Here is a 25,692-nt window from a genome sequence, read left to right as displayed (position 1 = left end):
TTCTTTACTGGCGGTCTGGACGGGACTCGAACCCGCGACCCCATGCGTGACAGGCATGTATTCTAACCAACTGAACTACCAAACCAGTGCTTTATTGCGTTGCAAAAGTAGGTTGAATTTTGGCGTTTTGCAATGTTTTTGCAAAGAAAAATCAATAAAAAATGTAAATGACTGAATGTCAATTTTGAAGAGCAGTGAAAAGGGTTTAAATCAAAAAAGCTCTCCATAAATGGAAAGCTTTTCATTGGTCTAACTACTAAACCTGGTACTTTCGTACCTAAACAACACAACTGCTTTAAATATTTTTAAGAGGGCAAAAAAGCCTTTCTTTTCGAAAGGCTTCTTAAACTCTTTACTGGCGGTCTGGACGGGACTCGAACCCGCGACCCCATGCGTGACAGGCATGTATTCTAACCAACTGAACTACCAAACCAGTGCTTTATTGCGGATGCAAATATACAACCATTTTCAAATCCTCCAAATATTTTAATAAAAAAAATCAAATTATTTTCAAGTGGTTTATCCAAACTTTTGTTTTTCAGCCAAATAGGTGGATAATATTTTTTCGAATTTTTCATCAACCGAAACCGGAACATACTTTATTTTGTATAGTGAACAGGTATTGGCAACTTTTTCAAAATAAGCCTCCGCCAGTTTTTCGTAATCGTTTTTTACATTTTCGGCAAAGAGATTTACCTGCTCACCTGTTTCCAGATCAATGAATTTTCGGGGCGTATTGTCGAAATTGAAGCTGAATTCGGTTTTTTTGTCAATCACATGAAACAAAACCACTTTGTGTTTGTTGTGTTTTAAATGCTGTAAGGCTTTAAATAGCCGTTCGTCATCTTCACCCTGAAACATGTCGGTAAACAACACAATCATCGAACGACGGTGCATTTTTTCGGCAATCTGATGCAGGAAAGTTATCGTGTCGGTGCTTTTCGATTCTTTCGGTGTTTGTAAAAGGCTTTCCAATTGGTTGAGCAGCATACGATGATGCCGGTCGCTTCCTTTTTCCGGAGCATAATATTCATAGGTGTCGGAATAGATGCTCAAACCGACAGCATCCCGTTGTTTTTTCAGTAGATTCATCAATACGGCAGAAGCCAGTACCGAAAAGCCAATCTTGTTTTCATAAAACAGTTGGTCGTCTTTCAGTTTCGGATAATGCATCGAGGAGGAGTTGTCGATAATCAGATGGCATCGCAAATTGGTTTCTTCCTCAAAACGTTTGGTGTACAGACGGTCGGTTTTGGCGAAGAGTTTCCAGTCGATGTGTTTGGTGCTTTCTCCGGTATTGTAGACTTTGTGTTCGGCAAATTCGGCAGAGAAACCGTGAAACGGACTCTTGTGCATACCCGAAATAAAGCCTTCCACAATTTGGTTGGCTAACAATTCCAGGTGTTGAAAGCTGGATATTTTCGCTATTTGACTGTCGATCTTCATAGTTTCAAAGATATAAAAAAGGAGTGATGCACATTTGAATTTTATTTCCAATATTTGTCTTTATTAATATGTATAGCATGAGCCCGGAAACATTACAATCCATTGCCTTTCGTTGGTTTGAGGCGTTCAACACCAAACAACTCGAAAAATTATTGTCGCTTTATGATGAGGAAGCGCAGCATTTCAGTCCGAAATTAAAAATCCGTCAGCCCGAAACCAATGGCTTGGTGGTTGGAAAAGCGGCGATGCGCGCTTGGTGGCAGGATGCGTTTGACCGATTGCCATCTCTGAATTATAAGGTGACTTCATTAACGGCTAATACTGACAGGGTTTTCATGGAATACATCCGACAAGTGGATGGCGAAGAAGACCTGCTGGTGGCGGAAGTTCTGGAAGTTCGCGAAGGAAAAATCGTAGCGTCAAGAGTATATCACGGATAAATTTAGTAGCTTTACTAGTCAATCTTCAAATCAGGAAATATGAACAAAACACGTATTCTTTTCTCGGCAATGCTATTTTCATTGTTTTTTGTGAATTGTAAAAAAGAAGAAAAAATGGTGGATTTTAAATCGGTCACCGATGATTATTTCAAAGAAAAAAACGAATTGAATCCGTTGGATGCTACTTTAAACGGGCAGAATGAATACAACGATCAATTCGTGTTTGAAATGACCGATGCGTATCGTAAAAAACAAGGCAAGTTCTTCGATAAATACGAGAAAGCGTTGTCTGGTGTGGATACGATTAATTTATCAGCAGAAGAAAAAATCAGCTATCACATTATTAAATGGGAAACTTCCGTAGGAAAAGAATTGCTGAAACAGGAAGCGAATCTAATGCCAATCAATCAGTTTGAAAGTACGCATCTGAAAATCATGCAATTTGCCAGCGGAACATCGGCACAACCGTTTCGAACAGAAAAAGATTACCGCAATTTTCTGAAACGAATGGAATTGTATTCGGTTTGGATCGATTCGGCGATGATATATATGGAAAAAGGAATTCAGAAAAGAGTTGTGCTTCCAAAAGTGCTGACGGAAAAAATGATTCCGCAATTTGAAGAACAGGTTACCAATAATGTGGAAGACAATCTGTTTTATTCGACCATTAAAACCATGCCGGCATCCTTTTCGGAGGAGGTTAAAACGGCTTTAAAAGAGGAGTATGCGAAAGTGATCACTGGGAAGTTGGTGCCGCAATACCAAAAAATGACTCGGTTCTTAAAAGATAAATATTTACCCGCTTCCAGAGCATCCAGCGGTATCGGAAGTTTGCCGGGAGGAAAGGATTTGTATGCAGTTTACGTGAAGCAGTGGACTACCACAGACATGAATCCGGATGAAATTCATGAATTGGGGTTGAAAGAGGTGGCGCGTCTGAAAGCGGAAATGGAGAAGGTAAAAGAACAGGTGGGTTTTAAAGGAACAATTGTGGAATTTTTCAATCATGTACGAAACAATCCGGAATTAAAGCCGTTTGAAAAACCCGAAGAGGTGATAGCGAATTTTGAAGCGATTCACAAAAGGATAAAGCCCAATGTTGATAAGTTGTTTTCCTTGCAGCCTAAAACGCCTTTCGAAATCAGAAGAACCGAAGCCTTTCGTGAAAAAACAGCCAGTGCCGAATATATCCAGGGGACAGCGGACGGAACAAGACCAGGGATTTTTTACGTGCCGATTCCGGATGTGAGTAATTACAACTATTATGGTGATGAGGATTTGTTCTTGCATGAAGCTATTCCGGGGCATCATTTTCAGGTGTCGCTGCAACAGGAAAATAAGGAATTGCCGGATTTCAGAAAGTTCAACTGGTTTGGTGCGTATGGCGAAGGTTGGGCGCTTTATACCGAAAGTTTGGGTAAGGAATTGGGTTTGTATACGGATCCCTATCAGTATTTCGGGATGTTGGGGAATGAAATGCATCGCGCGATTCGTTTGGTGGTCGATACCGGTTTGCATTCCAAAGGATGGACGCGGGAACAGGCGATTAAATATTCGTTGGAAAACGAAGCGGAGAGCGAAGCCAGTATCATCTCTGAAATTGAACGTTATATGGCCTATTCGGGTCAGGCGTTATCATATAAAATCGGACAATTGAAAATCATCGAGTTGCGCAAAAAGGCCGAAACTCAGATGAAAGACAAATTTGACATCAAAGTGTTTCATCAGAAAGTGTTGGAGTCGGGTGTAATGCCGTTGGCGTTGCTTGAAAAGAAAATAAACGACTGGATTCTGTCGGGTAAATAAGGATAAAAGCCATCTCGTTGAGGTGGCTTTTTGTTTTTGTGAATGTTTGGAAAACAAAAAACCCGAATAGTACTATTCGGGTTTGTAAGTGGTGCCTCCAGGAATCGAACCAGGGACACATGGATTTTCAGTCCATTGCTCTACCAACTGAGCTAAGGCACCATAATGTCTGCTTTCATTAAGCGTGTATTGCTTGTTGATTGCGGGTGCAAATATAGAACCATTTTTCATTTATCCAAAACAAATTTTTAAAAAAATCAATTTGTATCTTTGTTTCCACAATGAAGAAAATATGCTTTTAGCCATCGATGTAGGGAACACCCGAATTAAAGTTGCTGTTTTTGAGAAACATACCTTTTTGTTTCAGGATGTTTTTCTAAAAGAAGAAGCGGTAAAAAAAACCGGAAATATTTTTAAAAACTTTCCGCAGATAACCGAATCGGTGTTTTCATCGGTGGGAAAATTGGATGAGGAGCTACTTGCGTTGCTTCAGAAAACCTCTAAATTGAACATTATTTCTTCTGAATCCGTATTTCCGTTCAAAAATAAGTATGCCACTCCAAAAACGCTGGGGGTGGATCGCATGGTTCTGGCTTCGGGAGCGACGTTAGTGTATCCAAAGCAAAACCGACTTATTATAGATGCCGGAACCTGTATCACCTATGATTTTGTGGATGAAAAGGATACGTATCTTGGCGGCGCAATTTCACCCGGATTACGACTGCGCTATGAAGCGCTTCACAATTATACCGCAAAATTACCGTTACTCACCTTGGAACAACCGCAAAATTTCATAGGGAATTCAACTAGGGAATCCATTCATTCGGGTGTTGTTAATGGAATTGTGAATGAAATCGACGGTTTTATAAATCAGTATCGTCAACAATATCAAGATTTAACAGTAATTTTAACAGGAGGCGATGCGGAATTTTTGGCTAAAAACATAAAAAACACCATATTTGCCAATTCAAATTTTCTTCTGGAAAGCTTGAATCATATACACCATTATACAATCAACAATGATTAAAAAGATAATCTTAGGCATTAGTTTGCTATTTTCAACTGTAATATTAGCGCAGGAAGGAACCGCTTCACCTTATTCATTTTACGGAATCGGAGATGTTAAGTTCAAAGGAACGAATGAAAACAGAGCCATGGGAACGGTTGGTGTGTTTGTAGACAGTATTCATGTTAATTTACAAAATCCGGCCTCTTATTCCTTTTTAAAATATACTTCATTGACCGTTGGTGGGGCCAATACGAGAACCACTTTCAAAACCAACTCCCAGGAAGAAAAAGCGCAGCGAACCACCTTGGATTACCTTGCGGTTGGGTTGCCTTTGGGTAAAGCCGGGGTCAGTTTCGGGATAATTCCTTATTCTGCCGTGGGATATAAGGTTCAAAGAGTAAGGACGACTGATAATATTTTCGGAGAAAGTGAAACAAGAACGGAAACCTTTCAAGGAGAAGGCGGACTTAATAAGGTTTTTCTGGGCGGAGCTTATAAGATTACACCAAAATTAAGTTTTGGGATGGATTTGCAATACAGTTTCGGAGGAATCGAAACCAAATCCATTGTTTTTGTTACGGATCCCGCCATTGCCGTAGGTTCAAGAACCAAAAACGAATCGACATACAGCGGTTTTTCGGTTACGACAGGATTGTTTTATCATACCAAGCTAAAAAACAATTTAGAGTGGTCGAACAGTTTCACTTTTACGCCGGAAAGCAATTTGAATTCCAATAATTCCAGAAATGTGGCTCTGGTAACCTATGGAATAACGGGTGCTGAATTTATAGGGGACAACAGTGATGTTGAGGTAGCCGATTCGAAATTCAAGATTCCTTCAAAAGTGTCTTTTGGAACAGCATTTGGAAAAAGCAAAAAATGGTTTGTAGGTACGGAAGTGACTTTGCAGGGTAAGAATGATGGCGCAAGTCAAGAGAATGTAGGGTTTGAAAGTGCTTCCCGTTTTGCCGTTGGAGGTTTTTATATTCCCAAGTACAATTCTTTTAGGAACTATTTTGAAAGAATTGTGTACCGCGCCGGTTTTCGTCATGAAAATACAGGCCTGATAGTGAACAATCAATCGATTAGAGATACCGGAGTGAGTTTTGGATTCGGTTTTCCGGTAGGAACGAGTATTTCAAATATCAACCTTGGTTTTGAATACGGAAAAAAAGGAACTACAAGTAACAACCTGATTCAGGAAAATTACTTCAACATCAATATCGGCTTGTCTTTCAGTGATCGTTGGTTCGTGAAGCCAAAATACGACTAATCCATTCTGATGGTTATGAAAACACTTCTTAAAAACGGTTTGGGGATTATAGTCATGGTTTTTGCCGTGACTGTGTTTTTTTCATGCGAGAGTAATTTTAAGGAAGTGCAGCGAATCAATTCGGTTGCGTTTGCCCCATCGGGAGAAGCAGATACGGTTGATTTGAAATATACCGATTCCGGGAAAGTCAAAGCCATTCTGGTAAGTCCGAAAATGCTGGATTATTCCAATGCGAAATATCCGTTTACCGAATTTCCGAAAGGAATCCATGTGACGCTTTTTGATGATGACCAGAAGAAAAGTTATGTGGATGCCGATTATGCGATTACCTATGCAAAGACGGATATCATTGATTTACAGGGTAATGTAAAAATCACTTCCAGTGATGGTAAATTGCTGCAAACGGAGCAGTTGTATTACGATCAGAAAAACGAATGGTTTTTTACGGAGAAACAGTTTAAATATACTGATGAAGCCGGCGGATATCTTGAAGGACCCGGTGTCGATTTCAGCAAAGATTTTAAGGTCTTTAATATGCAAAACAGCAGGGGAGAAGTAACCAAATTAGAATAAAAATGAAAATATTGAGATACATACATTACCTCTATTTGGTGATGGCAATACTATTCCTTTATGAAGGAATCGTTAAAATACAACACCATGAAAGTCCGGTGGTTGTTTTTCTTTTTGCGGCAGTAGCGATTTTTATGTTTTTCTTTCGTAGACATTTTTCCAATAAATTCAAAAATAACAGCAAATAATTTAAAATAGGGGGTAAAAAACTCAGAATACTATTTTATTATTAAATAGATAATTGTATTTTCGCCCACTGAATAAAAATTTAACTAAATAAGAAATGGCAGTTTTATCAAAAATTAGACAACGTTCAATATTACTTATCGCAGTAATTGGGTTTTGTTTATTGGCATTCGTTGTGGGTGATGTAATCCAAAACGGAGGTTTCAGTCAAACTTCAAGAAATGTAGGAAGCGTTAACGGTGAGGACATTTCGGCACAGGAATTTTTACAGAAAGTTTCCATGGCGGAGAAAAACGGTCAGGGCGTGAGTGGTACTCAGGCTGCAAACGGAGTTTGGGAACAGGAAGTTAAAAAAATCCTTTTGGATGGAGAGTTTGAAAAATTAGGTTTGAAAATTGGTAAAGACCAATTGATTAACGTAATCAAGCAAAATCCTAATATTGCACAAAATCCTCAGTTTTTAAACGCTGCCGGTATTTTTGATGTAAACAAATTCAACGAATTCTTAGCGACATTAAAAAATTCCGATCCGGAACGATGGAATGCCTGGTTGAAAGACGAACAAAACATTCAGGATTTCGCTTTGGAACAAATGTACTACACCATGATCAAGTCTGGTTTGGTTACCACTAAAGTTGAAGCAAAAGCGGCTTACGCTAAAGAAAATGACAAAGCGGATTTTGACTATGTAACGGTGGCTTATTCCACAATTAAGGACGATCAGGTTAAAGTTTCGGATTCTGAAATCATGGATTACATGAAAAAGAATGAGAAAAAATACAAATCTGAAAATTCAAGAGACATTGAGTTTGTATTTATTGAAAACAAACCTTCTGTTGAAGACGAAGCGGAAATGAAAACAACCATCAACGGATTATTGTCCGGAAGAGTGGTTTATAATGAAAAAACGGGTAAAAACGATACATTGCCAGGGTTTAAAGCGGCTGTTAATGTGGAGGAATTTGTAAATGCCAATTCGGATATCAAATTTGATTCAACGTATGTGGCTAAGAAAGATTTGCCGTTAGAGAACCAAGAGCAGTTATTCAATTTGCCTCAAGGGGAAGTTTTCGGACCTTACATTTACAACGGATACTACTGTTTGTCTAAAATGTTAGGCAGACAAGCGGGTTCATCGGCTAAAGTAAGTCACATATTACTTTCGTATGAAGGAAGTAAAGCACCAGCTGCAACTAAAAGAACAAAAGAAGAAGCAAAAGCGAAAGCGGATGAATTGTTAGCGCAGGTTAAAGCTAATCCGGGAAGTTTCCCAATGTTGGCCATGATGAATACGGATGATACCGGTTCTAAACAAAACGGTGGGTCTTACGATAATGTAACCAAAGGACAAATGGTAAAACCATTCAACGATTTCTTATTCAACAATCCTGTTGGAGCTATGGGTGTTGTTGAAACGGAATTCGGATACCACGTTATCAAGGTAGATGCTAAATACGACGCAGTTCGTTTGGCTACGGTGGCCAGAAAAATTGAGCCTTCTGAAGCAACTGCAGATCAAATCTATACGAAAGCGACTAAGTTTGAAGCGGATGCTAACGACAAGGATTTCGCGACGGTGGCTAAAGAAGCGGGCTTGACTGTAAATCCTGCTACGGTTAAAGGAACTGATGAGTATCTTCCAGCGGTAGGAAGTCAAAGAGGTGTTGTAACATGGGCCTTTGGCAGAGATACCAAAGAAGGAGATGTTAAGAAATTTGATAACCTTCAAGGACATATCATCGCAAGAGTTAAAGCGAAAAATGAGTCTGGCTTAATGTCATTAGAGCAGGCGAAAGCTTCTGTGGAGCCAATTTTGAAGAACAAGAAAAAAGCCGAATTAATCAAAGCTAAAATGACTGGCGCTACTTTAGAGGCTGTTGCGCAAAAATCGGGCGCAAGTATTCTTACGGCATCAGGTGTTTCTCTTCAGAATGCGGTTATTCCAAACGTAGGTTCTGAGCCTAAAGTTGCGGGTAAAGCCTTTGGTTTGGGAGCAGGTAAGACATCAAAATTGATAGAAGGAGAAATGGGTGTTTACATGATCAGAACGAAAGCAGTGGTTAAAGCACCGGCATTACCGAACTATTCCTCTTATGTAACAACACTGAAATCTCAAAATCAAGGATCTGCTTCAGGTAGAGTAATCGGAGCGCTTAAGAGTGCTGCTGAGATTGAAGACAACCGCGTTGAATTTCAATAAGAAGCTATTATAAATAATAAAAAAACGCTCCGATTTCGGAGCGTTTTTTATTTTATCATATCGGGATAAGAAATTATCGTGTTGTAGCCCCGTTCTTGAAAATACGGTTGTGGATCTTCTTCTGAAACAATCAATACGAAGTCACCTCCCCAGGCGCCAAGACTTTTTACCACGCCTTTAAAATCGGGAAATAATGCTTCTTTTACCGTTTGCATTTCCAGCACGTTACTCATTATGATTTCGTGGTTTTCAAGTAACTCGGAAAAACGACTGATAGTATCTGCAGTTAGCAGTGCGTTGGTAATTCCGTTAATCTCATGGATTATTTTTCCGATGCGTTGTTGTTTGTTGTAATAGGCGTTTATGGCCGCCCTGCTGCTTTGTTTCCGATTCAAATACACAAAATAGAGTTGGTCAGCGAAAGGCGGACGGAAACTGACCGTTTCAATCTGCGGCACTTCTTTTTCCAAGCGATAAAGAATCGGCGTGTCGTTTTGGGCGCAGGCAATATCATATCCGCTGCCGCCAAAACTTTTTCTCAAAAGTTCAAACGCATCAATTTGTAGCCATTGCGCTATGTTGTTGATTAGTGTTGACGAAGTACCCAATCCCCAGAAACGCGGAAAGGTCAATACCGTGGTCACAGTGTATCCTTCAGAATGATCCAAAAAACGGTTGTTCTGTTTGTAAGCTTGATGCAAAATATCGATCAGCGTATTTTTAACGGCATTCTCAGAATCGGAATGAATTTTGTTTTTAATTGCTTCAAAAGGGATTTCTTCCTCAAACCAAACCGATCCGTCGCTATCTTGACTTTTCCAGAAAATCGTGTTTTTTTCACCGGATGATGCCTGAAGCGATTGTCCGAATTTGGTTGGTAATGCCAAGGCTTTTGCGCCATCAAGCACAACGTATTCCCCTGTGAGCAGCAGTTTTCCGTTACTGTAAAATATTTGTTTCAAGGCTTTTTATTTTCTTAAGGCTTCCAGATAATCCACTACAGCCGAATGCGAAACCGTGTTTTTCTCGAAATGGCTTACTACTTGCTTGCGTTCCTGTTCTGTTGCATTAAATTGGTTCAGGATATTCATTAGGTGCATTTTCATGTGCCCTTGTTGAATTCCGGTTGTGGTCAGGGAACGCAGGGCCGCGAAATTCTGAGCCAATCCGGCCACCGCTACAATCTGCATTAATTCGTGTGCCGATGGGTTACCCAACATTTCCATAGCCATTTTTACCAGTGGATGCAAATTGGTAAGTCCGCCAACAGTTCCTAAGGCTAATGGGATTTCCATCCAAAAAGTGAAAATGTCGTTTTCTGCCGTGGCGTGGGAAAGGCTGGAATATTTGCCGTTTCTTGCTGCATAGGCGTGAACACCCGCTTCCACTGCCCTGAAATCATTCCCAGTAGCCAAAACCACCGCGTCAATGCCATTCATGATGCCTTTGTTGTGGGTAACTGCACGGAAAGGCTCTACTTCGGCAATTTTTACCGCACGAACGAATTTTTCGGCAAATTCTTCTTGTGAAATGTGCTTGTCTTCCTTTAAATCCGAAATCGGGCAGGATACTTCCACGCGAACGATGCAATTGGGCACATAATTGGACAAAATGCTCATCACCACCTGGATGTTTTTTTCTTCCTCGGAAAAGGATTGAAACTGTAACGCTTCTTCTTTTAATGTTTTGGCGAATTGTTCCAGACAGGAATTAATAAAATTCGCTCCCATGCTGTCTTTGGTTTCAAATGTGGCATGCAGCTGATAGTAATTTTCCAGTTCCGTAGTTTTATCCCGGAGTTCGATATCCAAAATGCCGCCACCACGTTTTTGCATGTTCTTGGTAATGCTTTGGGTAGCACTGAAAAATTTAGGTTTTACGTTTTCAAAAAACTGTTCTAAGGTTTCTTTTTTTCCGTTGAACATAAAATGAACCTGTCCGATTTTTTCGGAACTGAGTACCGTTGCTTTAAATCCGCCCCGATTGGACCAGAACTTGGCTGCTTTGGATGCGGCTGCCACTACGGAACTTTCCTCAATGGCCATGGGAATCGTATAATTCTTGCCGTTGATTAAAAAATTGGGCGCAACACCCAATGGCAGGTAAAAATTGGTAATGGTGTTTTCAATGAATTCATCGTGCAGTTTTTGTAACTCGGCATCCGAATTCCAGTATTTTTTTATGGTTTTTATTGCTTCATCCGGATTGGAAAAGTGGGTGTCTGCAATCCAATTTATTTTTTCTTCTTTCGATAATTTCGAAAATCCGCTTACCGCTTTCGTCATTTTACTTTTGTTGTACTAAATTTGAGTGCAAAGATACGTTTTCGGAAATTTAAAAATTTAGCTTTTACTGTTTTTCGACCATTTTAACAGGGTATTTTCCAAAACGCTTTTGTCGATAGGTTTTGTGATATAATCATTCATTCCTATATTTTTGCACATTTCTTCTTCACCTTCTATTATTCCTGCGGTTAGGGCGATAATAATACAATTGGTGTCTTTTTCACGAATTTTTTTGGTCGCCTCATAGCCGTTCATCAGGGGCATTTGTATGTCCATCAATATGATTTCCGGATGGTGGATATCAAATTGTTCCACCGCTTCGATTCCGTTCGCCGCTTCTGAAATGATGGCGTTCGGTATGATTTTCTTAACCAGGGTTTTAGAAAGCAGCATGTTGATTTTATTGTCTTCAACAATCAGTACTTTAAAAGCGGGACTGATTGTAACGGCATCGAAATCCTTATCGCTAACGACTTCTTTTGCAGTGACTTTCTTGTTGTTTATTTCATTTAGGGTGCTTTGTAGAACATGAATTTTCACTGGTTTTACAATTGGTTTTACCACCGCATTTTCAGGATAGACGATTTCGCTGGCATTGGAGTTCTGCATCAGGATAATGGGTTTGTCAAATTTTGCCAGTTCAACCAGACCTTCTTTGCCAATCAGCTCATAATCGGCTAAAAATAAGTCAACGGCATCAATATATTTGTTTGCGTTTTGATACTTTTTATTGATTACAGTCAGGATGTTATAGTAGTGCATCATTCGTTGAATGACTGCGGTATTACTAACGCTATCATCAATTAAAAGAATTTTTTCTATTTTATTGTTTTCCAGTTCTTTTAAGGTTCCGCATGGTCGTGCTTCCAACTCCAGCGTGAAGAAAAAGATGGTGCCTCCGGTTGAACGGTCTTCGATTTCAAGTTTACTGTTCATTAGTCGTAACAGGCTTTCCGAAATAGGAATTCCTAAACCGGTCCCGCCGTATTTTCGAGTGGTGGAATTGTCTTCCTGCGAAAACGCCTCAAATATCTTTTCCCGGTTTTCCGGACGTATTCCAATTCCGGTATCTTTTACCAGAAATTTCATGTTGGCACGATTATCGGTCGTGGGTTCGTATTTTATTTCCAGTTCTATTTCGCCTTCCTGTGTGAATTTGATGGCATTAGACAAGAGATTAATCAGGATTTGTTTCAGTCGGATTTCATCTACCCAAATCAGGCATGGAATATTTTCATCGATGTTAATGATTAAGTCGAGACGTTTTTCATGGGCCGAATATTTAACCATGTCTATTACCTGATTCACAATTTCATGCAGGTTGGATTTCGTGATGTACAGTTCTAGTTTTCCCGCTTCGATTTTTGAAAGATCCAGAATATCGTTTACAATTTCAAGCAACGCATCCGCCGATTGATTCACGGTTACGATGTATTGTTCCTGTACGGAAGACAATTGGGACTTCAGTAACAGGTTGCTAAACCCGATAATGCCGTTTAAAGGCGTCCGGATTTCGTGACTCATATTGGCCAGAAACTGGGTTTTGGCTTTGTTTGCTGCCTGCGCAATTTCTTTTTCCTTAATGGCGTCCTGCATTTTTCTGCGCTCTGTGGTTTCAATCACTACTCCTTCAATATATGAAATTTCGTTTTCTGCCGTAATGGCTTCTCCGTATTCTTCAATCCATACGATATCCCCGTTTTTCTTAACCAGACGGCAGGAAATATGGAATGGGATTCCGTTTAGAATTGCTTTTTCGATTTCACGTGTTACCTGTTCTTTTTCTTCCGGATGGTACAAATCTTTCAGTGAAATTTTACCGTCAAAGAAATCTTCTTTGGAGTATCCGGTCAGTTTTTCGATTTCATCGTTTAAGAATACTTTGGTTCGCTCGGGGTTGTATTTTACAAGGTATACTGTCGCAGGGATATTGTTAGCAAGCAAGCGGAATTTTTCCTCACTTTCTTTAATGGTTCTTTCGCTGTTGATACGCTCAATGGTCGAAGCGATGTTGTTGGTGAAGGTCTGAAGAATATTGATTTCATCGGATCCCCAAATTCTTTCGGATGTACAATCGTCAAATCCAATAAAACCGTGAAAGGTCTGTTTGATGAATATCGGTAAAATCAGAATGGACAATATGTTTTGCTCCTGTAAGATTGCTTTGAAATTACCTTCATTAATCTCTTTTACCATGGTTTGGTAGGGTTTGTTTTGAAGAAGAACGTTCATGAATTCGGGATACAAATCATGAGGGATGTTCTGCAGATCCGGATTGTCGATTTCTTTCAGTTCCTCCTTGCTGGTCCATTCCAGACGCTGACTCAAGAGATTTGTTGCAGGGTCATTTTCAAAATAGTACAGTCGGTCTACTTTGGTGGCTTCACCGATATAACCCATGGATTCCTGAAAAATCTCATTCAGGCTGTTGCTTTTTAAAAGTTTCTCGGTGGTTTTGGCTATTGAGGACAGGATCTCACTTTTATAAATGATAAGTTCTTCCGCCGTTTTTCTTTTCAGCGTTTCGATGGCCAGAGCAATAATGTCGGAAACGGTACGCGCAAAATTGATTTCATCGGTAGACCAGTTTCTTATTTCCGAAGTGTTTTCATAGCAAGTAACCCCTTTCAGCTCACCCGAAACGTAAATGGGAAAATCGAGTAAGGATTTGATTTCATAATTTTTGAAATACACTTCACGGAACTCGATTGTTTGCGGATGATTCTGTGCATCGGAGGCTACAATAAAAGGTTGGTTCTCGATGGCATCAAAATAGACCGGAAATTTCGATTTCGTAATTGCAATTCCATTGGAAAAACTATTGGTATCTTTAATGTAGAGACAAAACACTTCAAGTCCGTCCTCGGTTTTATTCCACAAACTTGCCCGGTCAATGTCAAGCGCCAAAGTGGCTTCTTTTAAAATGTGTCCGATAAGTTTTTCCTGATTTCCGTAAGTTAAAAAGTTTAGTGTGGACAGTTCGTTTAAGGTCTGGTTTAGGCGGAAATTTTTTTCCAAACGAAAACTTTCTTCCTGTTCAATCCGTTTTAGTTTTGTGATGTCTCTAACGATGGCAGAATATCCGATAGTCCTTCCGTAATCGTCTTTTTTGACGGTGACTTTCTGGGAAACCCACATTTCCTCTCCGTTGCTTTTTAATATGGGGAATTCAATAATGTCGAAATCCGACTGATTTTCTCTTTGTTTCAAATAGTATTCTTCAATCTTTTTGGCATGTTCCGTTTTTATAAGACTCGAGAAATGTTTCCCGATAAAATGTTCCATGGAATAGCCCAATGATTTTTCGGCAAATTGATTCACAAAGGTAAAATAACCGTATTTGTCTACTTCAAAAATGATATCTGACGCATATTGGACGAGGTTTCGGTATTGTTCCTCGACCATGATTTTTGCGGTAATGTCCTGTCCGTTAGCCACGAAAAGATTGTCGGTATATTTTTGGTCAGTCCATTGGATGTACTTGTATTCTCCGTTTTTGCATCGCAATTTTCGGGTATAAATCGAGTCGGGAACATAGATGGTGTTGTAGTCGATGTCCTGAAAATCAATATCCTGTGTTAGTATCCAGAAATTTTTACCCATGACTTCCTCTGGAGTGTATCCTAATATTTTTTCGATCGATTTTCCGCAAAACGTCAGGTTTCCATGTTTGTCGGTGGCAATGGTTAAGGAGTTGGAATTGTTAATGATGCTGTTGGAAAATAAAACCTTGTCGTTGTTGTTTAAGTTCGAGATTCGTCGGGCGTAATTAATGACCAATACGATTAACGACGTGTTTATCAAGGTAATTATTTGATACGTTTCCGATTGGATATTCAGAAGCAGAATGATTAAAGTAACGAATAAGGCAATTACGAATATTATATATTGCTTTTCAGTTTTAAAGGTGCTGTAAGAGAAAAACAAGATAAGCAGAAACTCGGTATAGGTGATCAATTCGAAAGGCTGTGTGGCTAATTTTGAAATCACATAAAACGAGTACAGTAAAATTATCGCAATGAATATTTTTCGCAGGTGTCTGTTTAAAAAACGGGACTTTTTGGAAATCACATAAAAGGAAATGAATATGATGCCGATAATAAGATTTACCAGCAATTCGGAATTTTCCCGTTTAATGAAATACAGGTTGATCACTTCGGTCAACGGGAAGATGATGCCCAAAAAGAAAAAGAAGGTCCGGATGCTTTTATTGTCGTCTTCCGTTTCCGAAAAGTTTTTTATAAAATCCTTGTTGTAAGTGGATGCTTTGTCAAAAATCAGTTTCAAAAACAATCCGATGAAGCAAAAAATCGGCAAAAGAAACCACCATCTGTAATAAAACGGAGTGTCTATTTTAAATGAAAAAGAAGTAGGCGCACTTATGATGTTGCCGAGTTTGTCAACAATCCTTACCTGAAAAGTATAACTCCCGTGACTCAGATTGGAATAGGTCACTTCGTTCAATTTGTCGGGAAGCGACCAATTTTCATCGACGCCTTTGAGCAGGTATGAATAATACACTTCACTGCTGTTTTTGAAGTTAATCACCCCGAACTTAAACGTAAGGTGATTCTGTTCGGGGCTGAATATATGATTTTGGGAGGGAACATTGAACCAATTGTTTTCGGATGTTCCGGCAGCTCTCCAGTTGATTGGCTGATTTAAAACGTCTACATTGGTTATCTTTAAGATGGGGGTATCGGTGTTTTTTGGGATGTATCTGGTTAAATACTTAAAAAGGCCGTTTGCCGTTCCAAAAAACAGATTTCCGTATTCGTCTGTGGTTTCCGCTCTCGCATTGGTTTCCAATCCGCCAAAACCGTTGTCGGAATCGTAATTATGAATTTTAACGATTTTCCCGGCAGCTGTTACCGTAACTTTATCTATACCCAGATTGGTGCCCACATAGAGATTGGCGTTTTTGTCTGAAGAGAGGGTAAAAATTAAGGTAGAACTCAAGCCGTCTTCAGTGTTGTATTTCTTTACGGTTTTATCTTTAACAAGGTAGAGTGCGTTTGATCCCGCAAACCAAAAATTACCAAAACTGTCTTTTGTAGAGGTGTTGATGGTTTTGGTGATAAGGGCTCCGGAAACGGAAAAAGAATTTTTATCCACTTCGGTCAATATGAAGAGTCCCAGGTTTGTCCCCAAATACCATTGGTTTTCGTTAATTTTTTCAAGGCAATTTATGTTGGGAACAGAGGCTTCTTTTTCAATCTTGTTAATGTGTGAAATAAGATTCAGGTTTTCATCCAAAATGTACAAACCCGAAGTGGAACCTGCAAAATAGCGATTTTTATGGTCTTGCTTCAGGGCATTTATTCGGATGTTTTTGGGCAGTTTTGCGTTTATTCCCGCTGGAATCAGATTGTTGGGAGTCACTTTGAAAATCCCTTTTGTGGTTCCGGCCAGCACTTCATTTTTGTGGTTTTTCAGAAAGCAGAAAGCACTGAGTGCCTCATTGTATTTTTTCTTAAGACGAAGTTCATAGTATTCATCGCCCTCAAAATAATAAATCCCACTGTTTAGAATTCCGGCATAGAGTCCTTTTTCCGTTGTCAGGAGAGAGAAGATGTAAGGTGTTTTCAGTTCGGGAACGTTGTTATAGCTGTAGAACGTTTGGGAACTGCTTCTGAAAAGACCGGTGCCATATGTCCCAATGTACAAATCACCGCTTTTGTCCTGATACATGCAAAGCGTGTTTTCTCCACTAAACCCGTTACTTTCATCGATAAAGCTGGTGTAGCCTTTCATGTACATGGCCAAACCTTGTTTTTTATCTCCGGCCATCCAGATAAAACCGCTCCTCCCTTTCAGCATCTTCTTGATAAAAAAAGGTTTTTTGTCCGGCAGGGTTATTTTGCTTTCCAGTTTGATGTCAAAATCCGAATTTATTTTCCGGCTGATTTTAAAAAGTTCACCCTTATGGTTTCCGATATAAGCTTCATCGGCAGTATTCGAAACAATACACGTGTATCCTGAAAAAGTGACGCTTTCGAAAGGGGTGACTTTGTTTCCTTCGATTTTTAAGAGGCCATCCCCTGTCCCTAACAGGAAGCCGGAAGCGTTGATCTGAAAAATGGAATTGATAACAGGAAATCCCGTTTCAAAACGGGCCACGATTTCTATGGAATAGTCGTTTTTAAGTAAAAAGACTTCCGCGTCCGTAAAACAATACGTGCCTGAGGAGGTCTGCCAGAGTTTTTGAACAAAAGCTCCCGCTATTTTGGTGTTGTACTTATCAAAATCCTTAATGAACTTCTGTCCGTTATAGACCAATAAACCGCTGTATTTTGTTGCTACAACGATGTTTTTGTTGTTGTCTTCAACAATGTCAGTTACAAAGAAAGCTTCTTCCCTTTCCGATTTGTTTATGATTTCAAAATTGGCTCCGTCATAACGTACCAAACCGGCACCGTCCGTACCAATCCAGATTAAATTCCGACTGTCCTGAATTACTGAAAAAATGGAAGAGGAAGGTAACCCGTTGTTTTGATTAAGAATCTCATAATCAAAAACTTGTCCAACAGCGTTTTGGAAAAAAAAGAGGAGATAAGCAAAAAACGCTAATTTTTTAATCATGGGGTTAGGTTAATGTCTTTGGTTTGGTTACAGAATATTACAATAAATTTAACGATTTAACAGATAGTTTCCTTTTTATTTTAAAGTATTTTAAATTTTTATCGATTAAATACGAAAATAATCGACGATTTAGGCTAATGATAAAATCGCTGATTTTTCCTTTTAACAAATTAAATTGCGGTCAATTGATAAATTTTCACTAAAATTGGGAGTTTTTTTATCATCAATCTTATGAAAAATAGTATTAAATGCTTGTTTTTGTTGGTTTTAACCTCATTTTCGGCAGTTGCACAACAAAAAATCACCCTTGAAGAAATTTGGGGAGGCGCTTTCAGAACAAAGGGAATGACTGCTTTGGAAGCCATGAAGAATACCAACCAGTACACCGTTCTTAATTTTGACCGCGCCACGAAATCATCTCAAATTGATTTGTATGATTTTGCTACATTGGACAAAGTGGCTACGTTGCTGGATTCTAAAAATTTCAAGGAATTAAAAGGTATCGACAGTTACACTTTCAGTAAAGACGAAAAGAAAATCTTAATTGCGAATAATTCCGAACAGATTTTCCGCCATTCTTTTGTGGCCGATTATTTTATCTACGACATCGCTTCAAAATCTTTGGTGAAGTTAGCCGATTATAAAGTGCAGGAACCTACCTTTTCTCCGGACGGGAATAAAATAGGGTATGCATATCAGAACAATTTGTACGTATATGACTTAACGGCAAAGAAGCATACGCAAATCACCACAGACGGAAAGAAAAACGCTATCATTAACGGGGTTACCGACTGGGTGTACGAAGAGGAATTCTCTTTCGTTCGTGCTTTCGATTGGAACGGTGCCAGTGATAAGGTGGCTTTCATCCGCTTTGACGAAACCGAGGTTCCGGAATTCTCCATGGACATGTACAACCAAGGGTTATACCCAACGCAAAACGTTTTCAAATATCCGAAAGCAGGCGAGAAAAATGCGGTGGTTTCATTGCACATTTATGATGTGAAATCGGGAGCAACAAAAAAAATAAATTTAGACAACTACACCGATTTCTATATTGCCAGAATCGAGTGGACCAACGAGCCAAATACGTTAAGCGCTCAGGTGTTGAACCGCCATCAGGATAATTTGGATTTGCTTTTCGTTGACGGTAATTCGGGTGCCGCAAAAGTGGTTTTGAATGAAAAAGACAAAGCATACGTAGAGGTGACCGATAATTTGACATTCCTGAAAGACAACAGTTTCATCTGGACCAGTGAGAAAGACGGTTTCAACCACATTTACCACTACGACAAAAACGGTAAACTGAAAAAACAAATTACCAAAGGAAAATGGGAAGTGACTTCGTATTACGGTTTTGATGAAAAATCGGGAACTATTTTCTTCCAGTCTACAGAAAACGGTTCTATCAACCGTGATGTGTACAGCATCAAACTAAACGGAAGTGCTAAAAAACGTTTAACCACGCAAACAGGAACCAACAGTGCTACTTTCAGTCCGAATTTCCAATATTTCATCAATTCGTATTCCAGTGCGAAAAATGCTCCTAAGCATACTTTACACGAGACAAAATCTGGAAAATTGGTAAAAACCATCGTTTCTAATGAGGCGTTGGAAACGAAATTGGCTAAATACGACTTGCCTTCAAAAGAATTCTTCGAATTGACTACCGAAAAAGGACACAAGTTAAACGCCTGGATGATCAAACCAAAAGATTTTGACGCTACTAAAAAATACCCGGTTTTCATGTACCAGTATTCCGGTCCGGGTTCCCAACAGGTGAATAACGATTGGAATGCTTCCGACGATTATTGGTTTATGATGTTGGCCCAACAAGGGTATATCGTGGCTTGTGTTGACGGTCGCGGAACCGGTTTTAAAGGCGCCGATTTCAAAAAATGCACGCAAAAAGAATTAGGGAAATTTGAAGTGGAAGACCAAATCGATGCTGCAAAAGTATTCGGTTCGTATGAGTATGTGGACAAATCAAGAATCGGTATTTTTGGTTGGTCTTACGGCGGTTTCATGGCTTCCAACTGTATCTTTCAGGGAGCCGATGTGTTCAAAACCGCCATTGCTGTGGCACCGGTAACCAGCTGGAGATATTACGACAGTATTTATACCGAAAGATACATGCAGACTCCGCAGGAAAACGCAGGGGGTTACGATAACAATTCGCCGATCAATCACGTGAGTAAATTGAAAGGAAATTTCCTTTTGGTTCACGGAACTTCCGATGATAACGTTCACGTTCAGAATACCATGAAAATGATTGAAGCTTTGGTACAGGCGAACAAACAATTTGACTGGGCCATCTATCCGGACAAAAACCACGGAATCTATGGCGGCAAAACACGTTTACAGTTGTACACCAAAATGACCAATTTCATTAAAGAGAAACTATAACAACTAACCATAAATTTTTTAAAACCAAAAACAATAAAATGAGCGAAACAGCAGTTAAACAAGGACATCCAAAAGGGCTTTGGGTATTATTCGGAACCGAGATGTGGGAGCGTTTCAACTTTTATGGAATGCGCGCATTGCTAACCTTATTCCTGGTAAATTCATTAATGATGAAAGAGGCAGATGCTTCCTTGATTTATGGTGGATTTTTGGGGCTTTGTTATCTAACGCCGTTATTAGGTGGTTTCATTGCGGATCGTTTCTTCGGTAACCGTAACTGTATCATGTTGGGTGGTATGATGATGGCTGTTGGACAGTTGTTGCTTTTTGCAAGTGCCAGCGTGTTCTCAACGAATTTATCTTTAGCGACAACTTTGATGTGGAGTGCTTTGGGAATCATTATTTTTGGTAACGGATTCTTCAAACCAAACATTTCCAGTATGGTGGGAAGCTTGTATCCGAAACAGGAAAAAACAAAATTGGATACCGCTTTCACGATTTTCTATATGGGAATCAACATCGGAGCTTTCTTGGGGCAGTTCATCTGTCCGTTTGTGGGTGACGTTAAGGATTCCGGGGGAATCAGAGACATACACGCTTTCAAATGGGGATTCTTGGCAGCCGCTTTAGCCATGTTAATTGGAACAGCAGTGTTCTATTTCCTTAAAAACAAATATGTGGTTACGCCGGAAGGAAAACCAATCGGTGGAATGCCATCAGGTCATGAAACGGGCGATTACGAAGAAGGAGAGTCTCAAAAAGCGCATTTTACCCCAATGTCTTTAGGATTGGCGGTACTTGCTTTCTTAGGGTTATTCGCTGCTTTCCATTTCTTAACGGAAGGGGACAACGTGGTGAAAACCATTATTTATCCGATTATTTACGCGAGTGGGATCACTTTGGCAGGATTAATCTTGTCGGATAAAACATTAACAAAAATAGAAACGCAACGAATCTGGGTTATTTATATCGTATCGTTTTTCGTAATCTTCTTCTGGGCAGCTTTCGAACAGGCAGGATCATCGTTAACGTTCATTGCGGATAACCAAACAGACAGAAACTTCTTTGGTTGGAACATGCCGCCTTCCATGGTGCAGATTTTCAATGGTTTATTTGTAGTAATGTTTGCCGTACCTTTCAGTATGTTATGGGACAAACTTAGAGCAAACAACAGTGAACCTACATCGCCATTCAAACAAGCAATGGGATTGATGTTGATCGCAATCAGTTATTTTATTATTGCTCACAATGTGAAAGATTTGGGGAACAATGGGTTATTAGCAATCTATTGGTTGATCTTATTGTATTTGATCCAAACGTTTGGTGAATTGTGTTTGTCTCCAATCGGATTATCCTTGGTAGGGAAATTGGCTCCAAAACGTTTTGCTTCTTTGGCTTACGGTGTTTTCTTTATTTCGAATGCAGCTGGGTACGCTTTATCAGGAACGTTAGGTTCCATCTTACCGGCAACAGGAGATAAGTTCAAAAAAGCAGAAGAGTTAGGAATTAACCTTCAGGATGTGTTGGATAAGAAAATCGTTCCGACAGAAGCACAATTGAAATTGTTGTCCGACAACCAGATTAGTGCAGAAAACCCGGTTTTCGCCGGATTTGAAATTCACAACTTATACGAGTTCTTCATGGTATTCGTGGTATTGTGTGGTATCGCTTCCATTATTTTATTCTTAATTACTCCGATTCTTAAGAAAATGATGCACGGCGTAAAATAAGCATTTCAAAAATATTTTATATCTTTCAAGCCCGTAGGAACCACTACGGGCTTTTTTAATATTAGTACTATGAAGAATAAACACCCCAGAGGATTACTGTTTTTGTTTTTTACCGAAATGTGGGAACGTTTTGGCTATTATTTGATTATCGGAATTTTTGTTTTGTACATGATTGATCCTGCCGCAACAGGAGGATTGGCATTTTCCGATAAATACGCCGATGATATTTTCGGAACGTATATTGCATTAACCTATTTGACTCCTTTTTTAGGGGGCTATCTCGCCGACCGTGTCTTGGGGTATTTCAAAGCGATTTATTTAGGAGGTTTTCTGATGGGATTAGGCTATATAGGCTTAGGTTTCCATAACACCACAGCTTTTTACGTGTCCATGGCACTGATTATCATAGGTAACGGGTTTTTCAAACCGAGTATTTCCACTTTGGTGGGGAACCTTTATTCCACCGAGGAATACAAAGCGAGTAAAGACGCCGGTTACAACATCTTTTACATGGGTATTAACATCGGGGCTTTCATTTGTAATATCATTGCGGCTTTTATGCGCAATCAATACGGATGGAGTGCCGCTTTTATCACTGCGGGAGTCGGAATGTTTATCGGACTGGTTATTTTCTCCATGGGAAGAAAACATCTGGAGAGTGCCAATGTGATGAAACCGGTTCAGGAAGGCGATATTAGTTTGGGACGCATTCTGGGCGTGGTGTTTTTACCGGCCATTATTTGTGGTGCGCTGGGATGGATGATTCCGGGAAATATTTTTAAAAGTGATTCCACGGATGCGTTTATTTTTGCCTGTATCCCGATTATCATTTTCTATGTTCGCTTATATCTTAAGGCCAATCACGAAGACAAACGTCCACTTGGGGCTTTGTTAGCGATTTTTGCGGTCGGGATGTTATTCTGGGCGGTTTTCAAACAAAATGGTACTGCCTTGACACGTTGGGCGAATTATTATACTGACAGACAGGTAACCGGAACCACAGAAAAAGCACTTTCGGCTATCTATCTGGTAGATCAGAAGGATTTCCAGACCAAAGAAGTTCAAAAATACGACCATCAGTATCAGGCTGAAAAAAATGAGGCGGGTGAGCCTGTCAAAATACAAGGAAAAGATGTGTATTTCACCAACGTTTCAGATGAACAGCGAGCCGAATTAGAAAAGAATCCGGAGCAAAAAGTATCATTGATCAATACGGAACTGTTCCAGTCGGTGAATCCGGGTTGGATTATTCTATTAACGCCTTTGGTGGTTGGTTTCTTCGCGTTCCTGCGTAAAAAAGGAAAAGAGCCATCCACGCCTTCAAAAATTGTTTTAGGGTTATTTATTTCTGCATTATCCTGTTTGTTCATGGTGGCTGCGGTTTATATCGGTAGCAATGGCGCTGTGAAAGTTTCGCCACTTTGGTTGGTAGGCACATATGGTGTAATCACAATTGGTGAATTGTGCCTGTCCCCAATGGGATTGTCAATCGTATCCAAGTTAAGTCCGCCACGTTTAACCGCGTTAATGATGGGAGGATTCTTCCTGTCAATTTCTATTGGAAATAAATTGTCCGGGGTATTGGCGAGCATGTGGTATGATTATGAAAACAAAGCCAATTTCTTTATTGTGAACTGCTTATTGTTATTGTTTGCCACGTTGTTAGGATTGTCCATCCTGAAAAGATTAAATGCCGTAATGAAAGAAAAAGGAATAAACTAAGATGAGTGCAACAATAGAACAAATTCAGAATTTTAAAGGAAAATACCCGAAACAACTGTGGTATTTGTTTTTCAGCGAAATGTGGGAACGTTTCAGTTTCTACGGAATGCGCGGAATGTTGGTGGTCTTTATGGTAAACCAATTGATGATGGACGAAAAAACCGCCAATCTTCAATACGGCGCCACTCAGGCTTTTGTTTATGCATTCACCTTTATTGGAGGATTGTTTGCCGATAAGATTTTAGGATACCGAAAATCCCTTTTTTGGGGCGGATTGCTGATGATTGTTGGAAGTATTATTCTGGCAATCGATCCGAAACAGTTCTTTTTCTTCGGAATCAGTTTCACGATTATCGGAACCGGATTTTTCAAACCGAATATCTCCACCATGGTCGGTAAATTATACAAAGACGATGACAACCGTCGCGATGCCGGATTTTCATTGTTCTATGCCGGGGTGAATCTTGGAGCCCTAATCGGAGGTTACATTTGTATCGCTGTGGCGAATGGGAATATGTTTGCTTCTTTCGTTCCGGAACATTTGCGTTGGAATGTCGCGTTTGGATTTGCTGCTATTGTAATGATTATCAGTTTGCTGACGTTCACGCAAACACAAAAGAGCTTGGGTGAAATCGGACTTTCTCCGCTAAATCATTTGGAACCGTCAAAGAAAAGAACGCTTGAAATCGTTACTTATGTAGGATCTTTGGTAATCATTCCGATTATCATGACGATGGTGGCGAGAACAGAATACACGGATTATTTCATGTTTGTTATCGGTCCGGCTTCGTTGTTGTACCTGTTCTATGAAATGCGTAATTTCTCCTTAGCGGAAAATAAAAAATTATTCGCAGCTTTAGTCTTTATTATATTCTCCATTTTCTTTTGGGCGTTTTTCGAACAGAGTGGCGGATCTTTAAGTTTATTTGCGGCAAACAATTTAGAAAACACCGTGGCCGGAATCAAATTGGATCCGAATGGAGTGAACAATTCCGCGAATTCCCTGTTTGTAATCGCTTTTGCGGCTTTAGTGGGAATGGCATGGCTTTGGATGAACAAACGAAAAATCGAACCCAATACGGTAGTGAAATTCGGATTGGCGTTTATCTTTTTAGCGGGCGGTTTCTACGTGTTTTATTATACGAAATTCTTTGCCGACGCTTCGGGTAGAACCTCATTGGATTTGTTCACGTTCGGTTGGTTTGTCATCACGTTTGGCGAATTGTGTCTGTCTCCGATAGGAATGAGTGCCATGACCAAGTTATCGCCACAAAAAACACAGGCGGTTATCATGGGAATGTGGTTTTTGGCCAGCGCCTACGGGCAGTATTTCGCAGGTTTGCTAGGGGCGAACATTGCGGAAGCTTCCGAAAACGCCTCCAATCTGGAAAAATTAAATGTATATGCCGACGGCTACGAACAATTGGCGATTTACGCGTTGATTGCCGGCGTCGTGTTAATCGCGATTTCTCCTTTTGTAAAAAAATTAATGGGAGAGGTCAAGTGATTTTTCGGCATTGTTTTTGTTATTTAGTAGAAGATAAAAATCGAAACTCAGTATGAAAAAAATATTTTTAATTTTATTGATGACTTTTGGTTCATTACTTGTAAATGCTCAGAAAAGCAAACTGACATGGCATACGAACATCGATAAGGCCATGGCAATTTCCAATAAGGAGAAAAAGCCATTACTGTTGTTTTTTACAGGTAGCGATTGGTGTGGCTGGTGTATTCGTTTGCAAAAAGAGGTGTTTTATAAGAAAGAGTTCGTTAAATGGGCCAAAGACAATGTGGTGCTTGTTGAACTAGATTTTCCAAGAAAAAAACAGTTGGACCCCGCTTTACAGCAACAAAACTATTCCTTGCAAAGTGCTTTTCAGGTACAAGGCTATCCAACAGTTTGGTTTGTCAATTCGGAAACTAGAGAAGGAAAAACCAATTTTACCCAATTGGGCAGTACCGGTTATGTGGCCGGCGGACCGGAAGTCTGGATATCAGGCGCCAATCAAATTTTAACTAACAATAAAAAAGGATAAA

Annotated in this window: 15 protein-coding genes and 3 tRNA genes; 11 read left to right on the top strand and 7 right to left on the bottom strand. The window is 39.7% G+C overall.

Features of this window, described 5'->3' with window-relative positions:
- Positions 1–8: 8 nt before the first annotated feature.
- The 3 genes from BLQ05_RS09160 to BLQ05_RS09150 form a co-directional block, all read right to left on the bottom strand.
- Positions 9–85: transfer RNA gene (locus tag BLQ05_RS09160), tRNA-Asp, on the bottom strand.
- A gap of 271 nt (positions 86–356) precedes the next feature.
- Positions 357–433 (bottom strand) — tRNA-Asp (locus tag BLQ05_RS09155).
- A gap of 86 nt (positions 434–519) precedes the next feature.
- Complete coding sequence (locus BLQ05_RS09150) at positions 520–1,446, bottom strand: DUF58 domain-containing protein (RefSeq protein WP_023576007.1); 927 nt, start codon at positions 1,444–1,446, stop codon at positions 520–522.
- A 77-nt stretch (positions 1,447–1,523) separates the two neighbouring features.
- On the opposite strand from BLQ05_RS09150, the gene BLQ05_RS09145 reads away from it, so the two are divergent.
- On the top strand, positions 1,524–1,886 hold the full coding sequence (locus tag BLQ05_RS09145; RefSeq protein ID WP_023576006.1) for a nuclear transport factor 2 family protein: 363 nt from the start codon (positions 1,524–1,526) through the stop codon (positions 1,884–1,886).
- A 39-nt stretch (positions 1,887–1,925) separates the two neighbouring features.
- Positions 1,926–3,692, top strand: coding sequence for a DUF885 domain-containing protein (locus BLQ05_RS09140; RefSeq protein WP_023576005.1), 1,767 nt, complete (start codon positions 1,926–1,928; stop codon positions 3,690–3,692).
- Positions 3,693–3,781: 89 nt separating this feature from the next.
- On the opposite strand, the gene BLQ05_RS09135 is transcribed toward BLQ05_RS09140, so the two are convergent.
- A tRNA-Phe gene (locus tag BLQ05_RS09135) sits at positions 3,782–3,854 on the bottom strand.
- Positions 3,855–3,984: 130 nt separating this feature from the next.
- Between BLQ05_RS09135 and BLQ05_RS09130 the strand changes: the two genes are divergently transcribed.
- The 4 genes from BLQ05_RS09130 (at position 3,985) to BLQ05_RS09110 (ending at position 8,933) form a co-directional block, all read left to right on the top strand.
- Positions 3,985–4,719 carry a type III pantothenate kinase gene (locus BLQ05_RS09130; protein ID WP_023576004.1) on the top strand — a complete coding sequence of 245 codons (735 nt, stop codon included), beginning with the start codon at positions 3,985–3,987 and terminating at the stop codon, positions 4,717–4,719.
- Positions 4,712–5,974, top strand: coding sequence for a BamG family beta-barrel-assembly machinery protein (gene bamG, locus BLQ05_RS09125; RefSeq protein WP_035654263.1), 1,263 nt, complete (start codon positions 4,712–4,714; stop codon positions 5,972–5,974). The genes BLQ05_RS09130 and bamG overlap by 8 nt, the downstream gene beginning before the upstream one ends.
- Before the next feature lie 15 nt (positions 5,975–5,989).
- Positions 5,990–6,547 (top strand): LPS export ABC transporter periplasmic protein LptC, encoded by a 558-nt coding sequence (gene lptC, locus BLQ05_RS09120; protein ID WP_035654311.1) that lies wholly within the window; start codon positions 5,990–5,992, stop codon positions 6,545–6,547.
- 283 nt (positions 6,548–6,830) lie between these two features.
- Positions 6,831–8,933 carry a peptidylprolyl isomerase gene (locus tag BLQ05_RS09110; RefSeq protein ID WP_023576001.1) on the top strand — a complete coding sequence of 701 codons (2,103 nt, stop codon included), beginning with the start codon at positions 6,831–6,833 and terminating at the stop codon, positions 8,931–8,933.
- Between the two features lie 47 nt (positions 8,934–8,980).
- Here the strand turns inward: BLQ05_RS09110 and BLQ05_RS09105 are convergent, their stop codons facing one another.
- From BLQ05_RS09105 to BLQ05_RS09095, 3 genes are read right to left on the bottom strand one after another with little or no spacing between them, the layout of a single operon-like run.
- Entirely contained in the window at positions 8,981–9,895 is a 915-nt protein-coding gene (locus tag BLQ05_RS09105) for a GYDIA family GHMP kinase (protein WP_023576000.1), read from the bottom strand.
- A gap of 6 nt (positions 9,896–9,901) precedes the next feature.
- Positions 9,902–11,218: a hydroxymethylglutaryl-CoA reductase, degradative gene (locus tag BLQ05_RS09100; protein ID WP_023575999.1), complete on the bottom strand. Its 1,317-nt coding sequence runs from the start codon at positions 11,216–11,218 to the stop codon at positions 9,902–9,904.
- A gap of 57 nt (positions 11,219–11,275) precedes the next feature.
- Positions 11,276–17,800, bottom strand: coding sequence for a PAS domain S-box protein (locus BLQ05_RS09095; RefSeq protein ID WP_023575998.1), 6,525 nt, complete (start codon positions 17,798–17,800; stop codon positions 11,276–11,278).
- 231 nt (positions 17,801–18,031) lie between these two features.
- On the opposite strand from BLQ05_RS09095, the gene BLQ05_RS09090 reads away from it, so the two are divergent.
- From BLQ05_RS09090 to BLQ05_RS09070, 5 genes are all read left to right on the top strand, one after another.
- Positions 18,032–20,203 carry a S9 family peptidase gene (locus BLQ05_RS09090; RefSeq protein WP_143000937.1) on the top strand — a complete coding sequence of 724 codons (2,172 nt, stop codon included), beginning with the start codon at positions 18,032–18,034 and terminating at the stop codon, positions 20,201–20,203.
- Positions 20,204–20,241: 38 nt separating this feature from the next.
- Positions 20,242–21,933, top strand: a complete 1,692-nt coding sequence (locus BLQ05_RS09085; protein WP_023575996.1) for a peptide MFS transporter — start codon at positions 20,242–20,244, stop codon at positions 21,931–21,933.
- A 69-nt stretch (positions 21,934–22,002) separates the two neighbouring features.
- Positions 22,003–23,655, top strand: coding sequence for a peptide MFS transporter (locus BLQ05_RS09080; protein WP_023575995.1), 1,653 nt, complete (start codon positions 22,003–22,005; stop codon positions 23,653–23,655).
- Between the two features lies 1 nt (position 23,656).
- Positions 23,657–25,162: a peptide MFS transporter gene (locus tag BLQ05_RS09075; RefSeq protein ID WP_023575994.1), complete on the top strand. Its 1,506-nt coding sequence runs from the start codon at positions 23,657–23,659 to the stop codon at positions 25,160–25,162.
- A 52-nt stretch (positions 25,163–25,214) separates the two neighbouring features.
- A complete protein-coding gene (locus tag BLQ05_RS09070; protein ID WP_023575993.1) occupies positions 25,215–25,691 on the top strand; it encodes a thioredoxin family protein in 477 nt (158 codons plus the stop codon).
- Position 25,692 lies beyond the last annotated feature (1 nt).

It is taken from the genome of Flavobacterium saliperosum (genome assembly GCF_900100625.1).
Classification (GTDB): domain Bacteria; phylum Bacteroidota; class Bacteroidia; order Flavobacteriales; family Flavobacteriaceae; genus Flavobacterium; species Flavobacterium saliperosum.
This window is presented reverse-complemented; position numbering and strand designations above follow the sequence as displayed.

Coding starts and splice junctions, on each gene's coding strand:
- BLQ05_RS09150 (WP_023576007.1), bottom strand. CDS start 1,446: ATGAAGATCGACAGTCAAATAGCGAAAATATCCAGCTTTCAACACCTG.
- BLQ05_RS09145 (WP_023576006.1), top strand. CDS start 1,524: ATGAGCCCGGAAACATTACAATCCATTGCCTTTCGTTGGTTTGAGGCG.
- BLQ05_RS09140 (WP_023576005.1), top strand. CDS start 1,926: ATGAACAAAACACGTATTCTTTTCTCGGCAATGCTATTTTCATTGTTT.
- BLQ05_RS09130 (WP_023576004.1), top strand. CDS start 3,985: ATGCTTTTAGCCATCGATGTAGGGAACACCCGAATTAAAGTTGCTGTT.
- bamG (WP_035654263.1), top strand. CDS start 4,712: ATGATTAAAAAGATAATCTTAGGCATTAGTTTGCTATTTTCAACTGTA.
- lptC (WP_035654311.1), top strand. CDS start 5,990: ATGAAAACACTTCTTAAAAACGGTTTGGGGATTATAGTCATGGTTTTT.
- BLQ05_RS09110 (WP_023576001.1), top strand. CDS start 6,831: ATGGCAGTTTTATCAAAAATTAGACAACGTTCAATATTACTTATCGCA.
- BLQ05_RS09100 (WP_023575999.1), bottom strand. CDS start 11,218: ATGACGAAAGCGGTAAGCGGATTTTCGAAATTATCGAAAGAAGAAAAA.
- BLQ05_RS09095 (WP_023575998.1), bottom strand. CDS start 17,800: ATGATTAAAAAATTAGCGTTTTTTGCTTATCTCCTCTTTTTTTTCCAA.
- BLQ05_RS09090 (WP_143000937.1), top strand. CDS start 18,032: ATGAAAAATAGTATTAAATGCTTGTTTTTGTTGGTTTTAACCTCATTT.
- BLQ05_RS09085 (WP_023575996.1), top strand. CDS start 20,242: ATGAGCGAAACAGCAGTTAAACAAGGACATCCAAAAGGGCTTTGGGTA.
- BLQ05_RS09080 (WP_023575995.1), top strand. CDS start 22,003: ATGAAGAATAAACACCCCAGAGGATTACTGTTTTTGTTTTTTACCGAA.
- BLQ05_RS09075 (WP_023575994.1), top strand. CDS start 23,657: ATGAGTGCAACAATAGAACAAATTCAGAATTTTAAAGGAAAATACCCG.
- BLQ05_RS09070 (WP_023575993.1), top strand. CDS start 25,215: ATGAAAAAAATATTTTTAATTTTATTGATGACTTTTGGTTCATTACTT.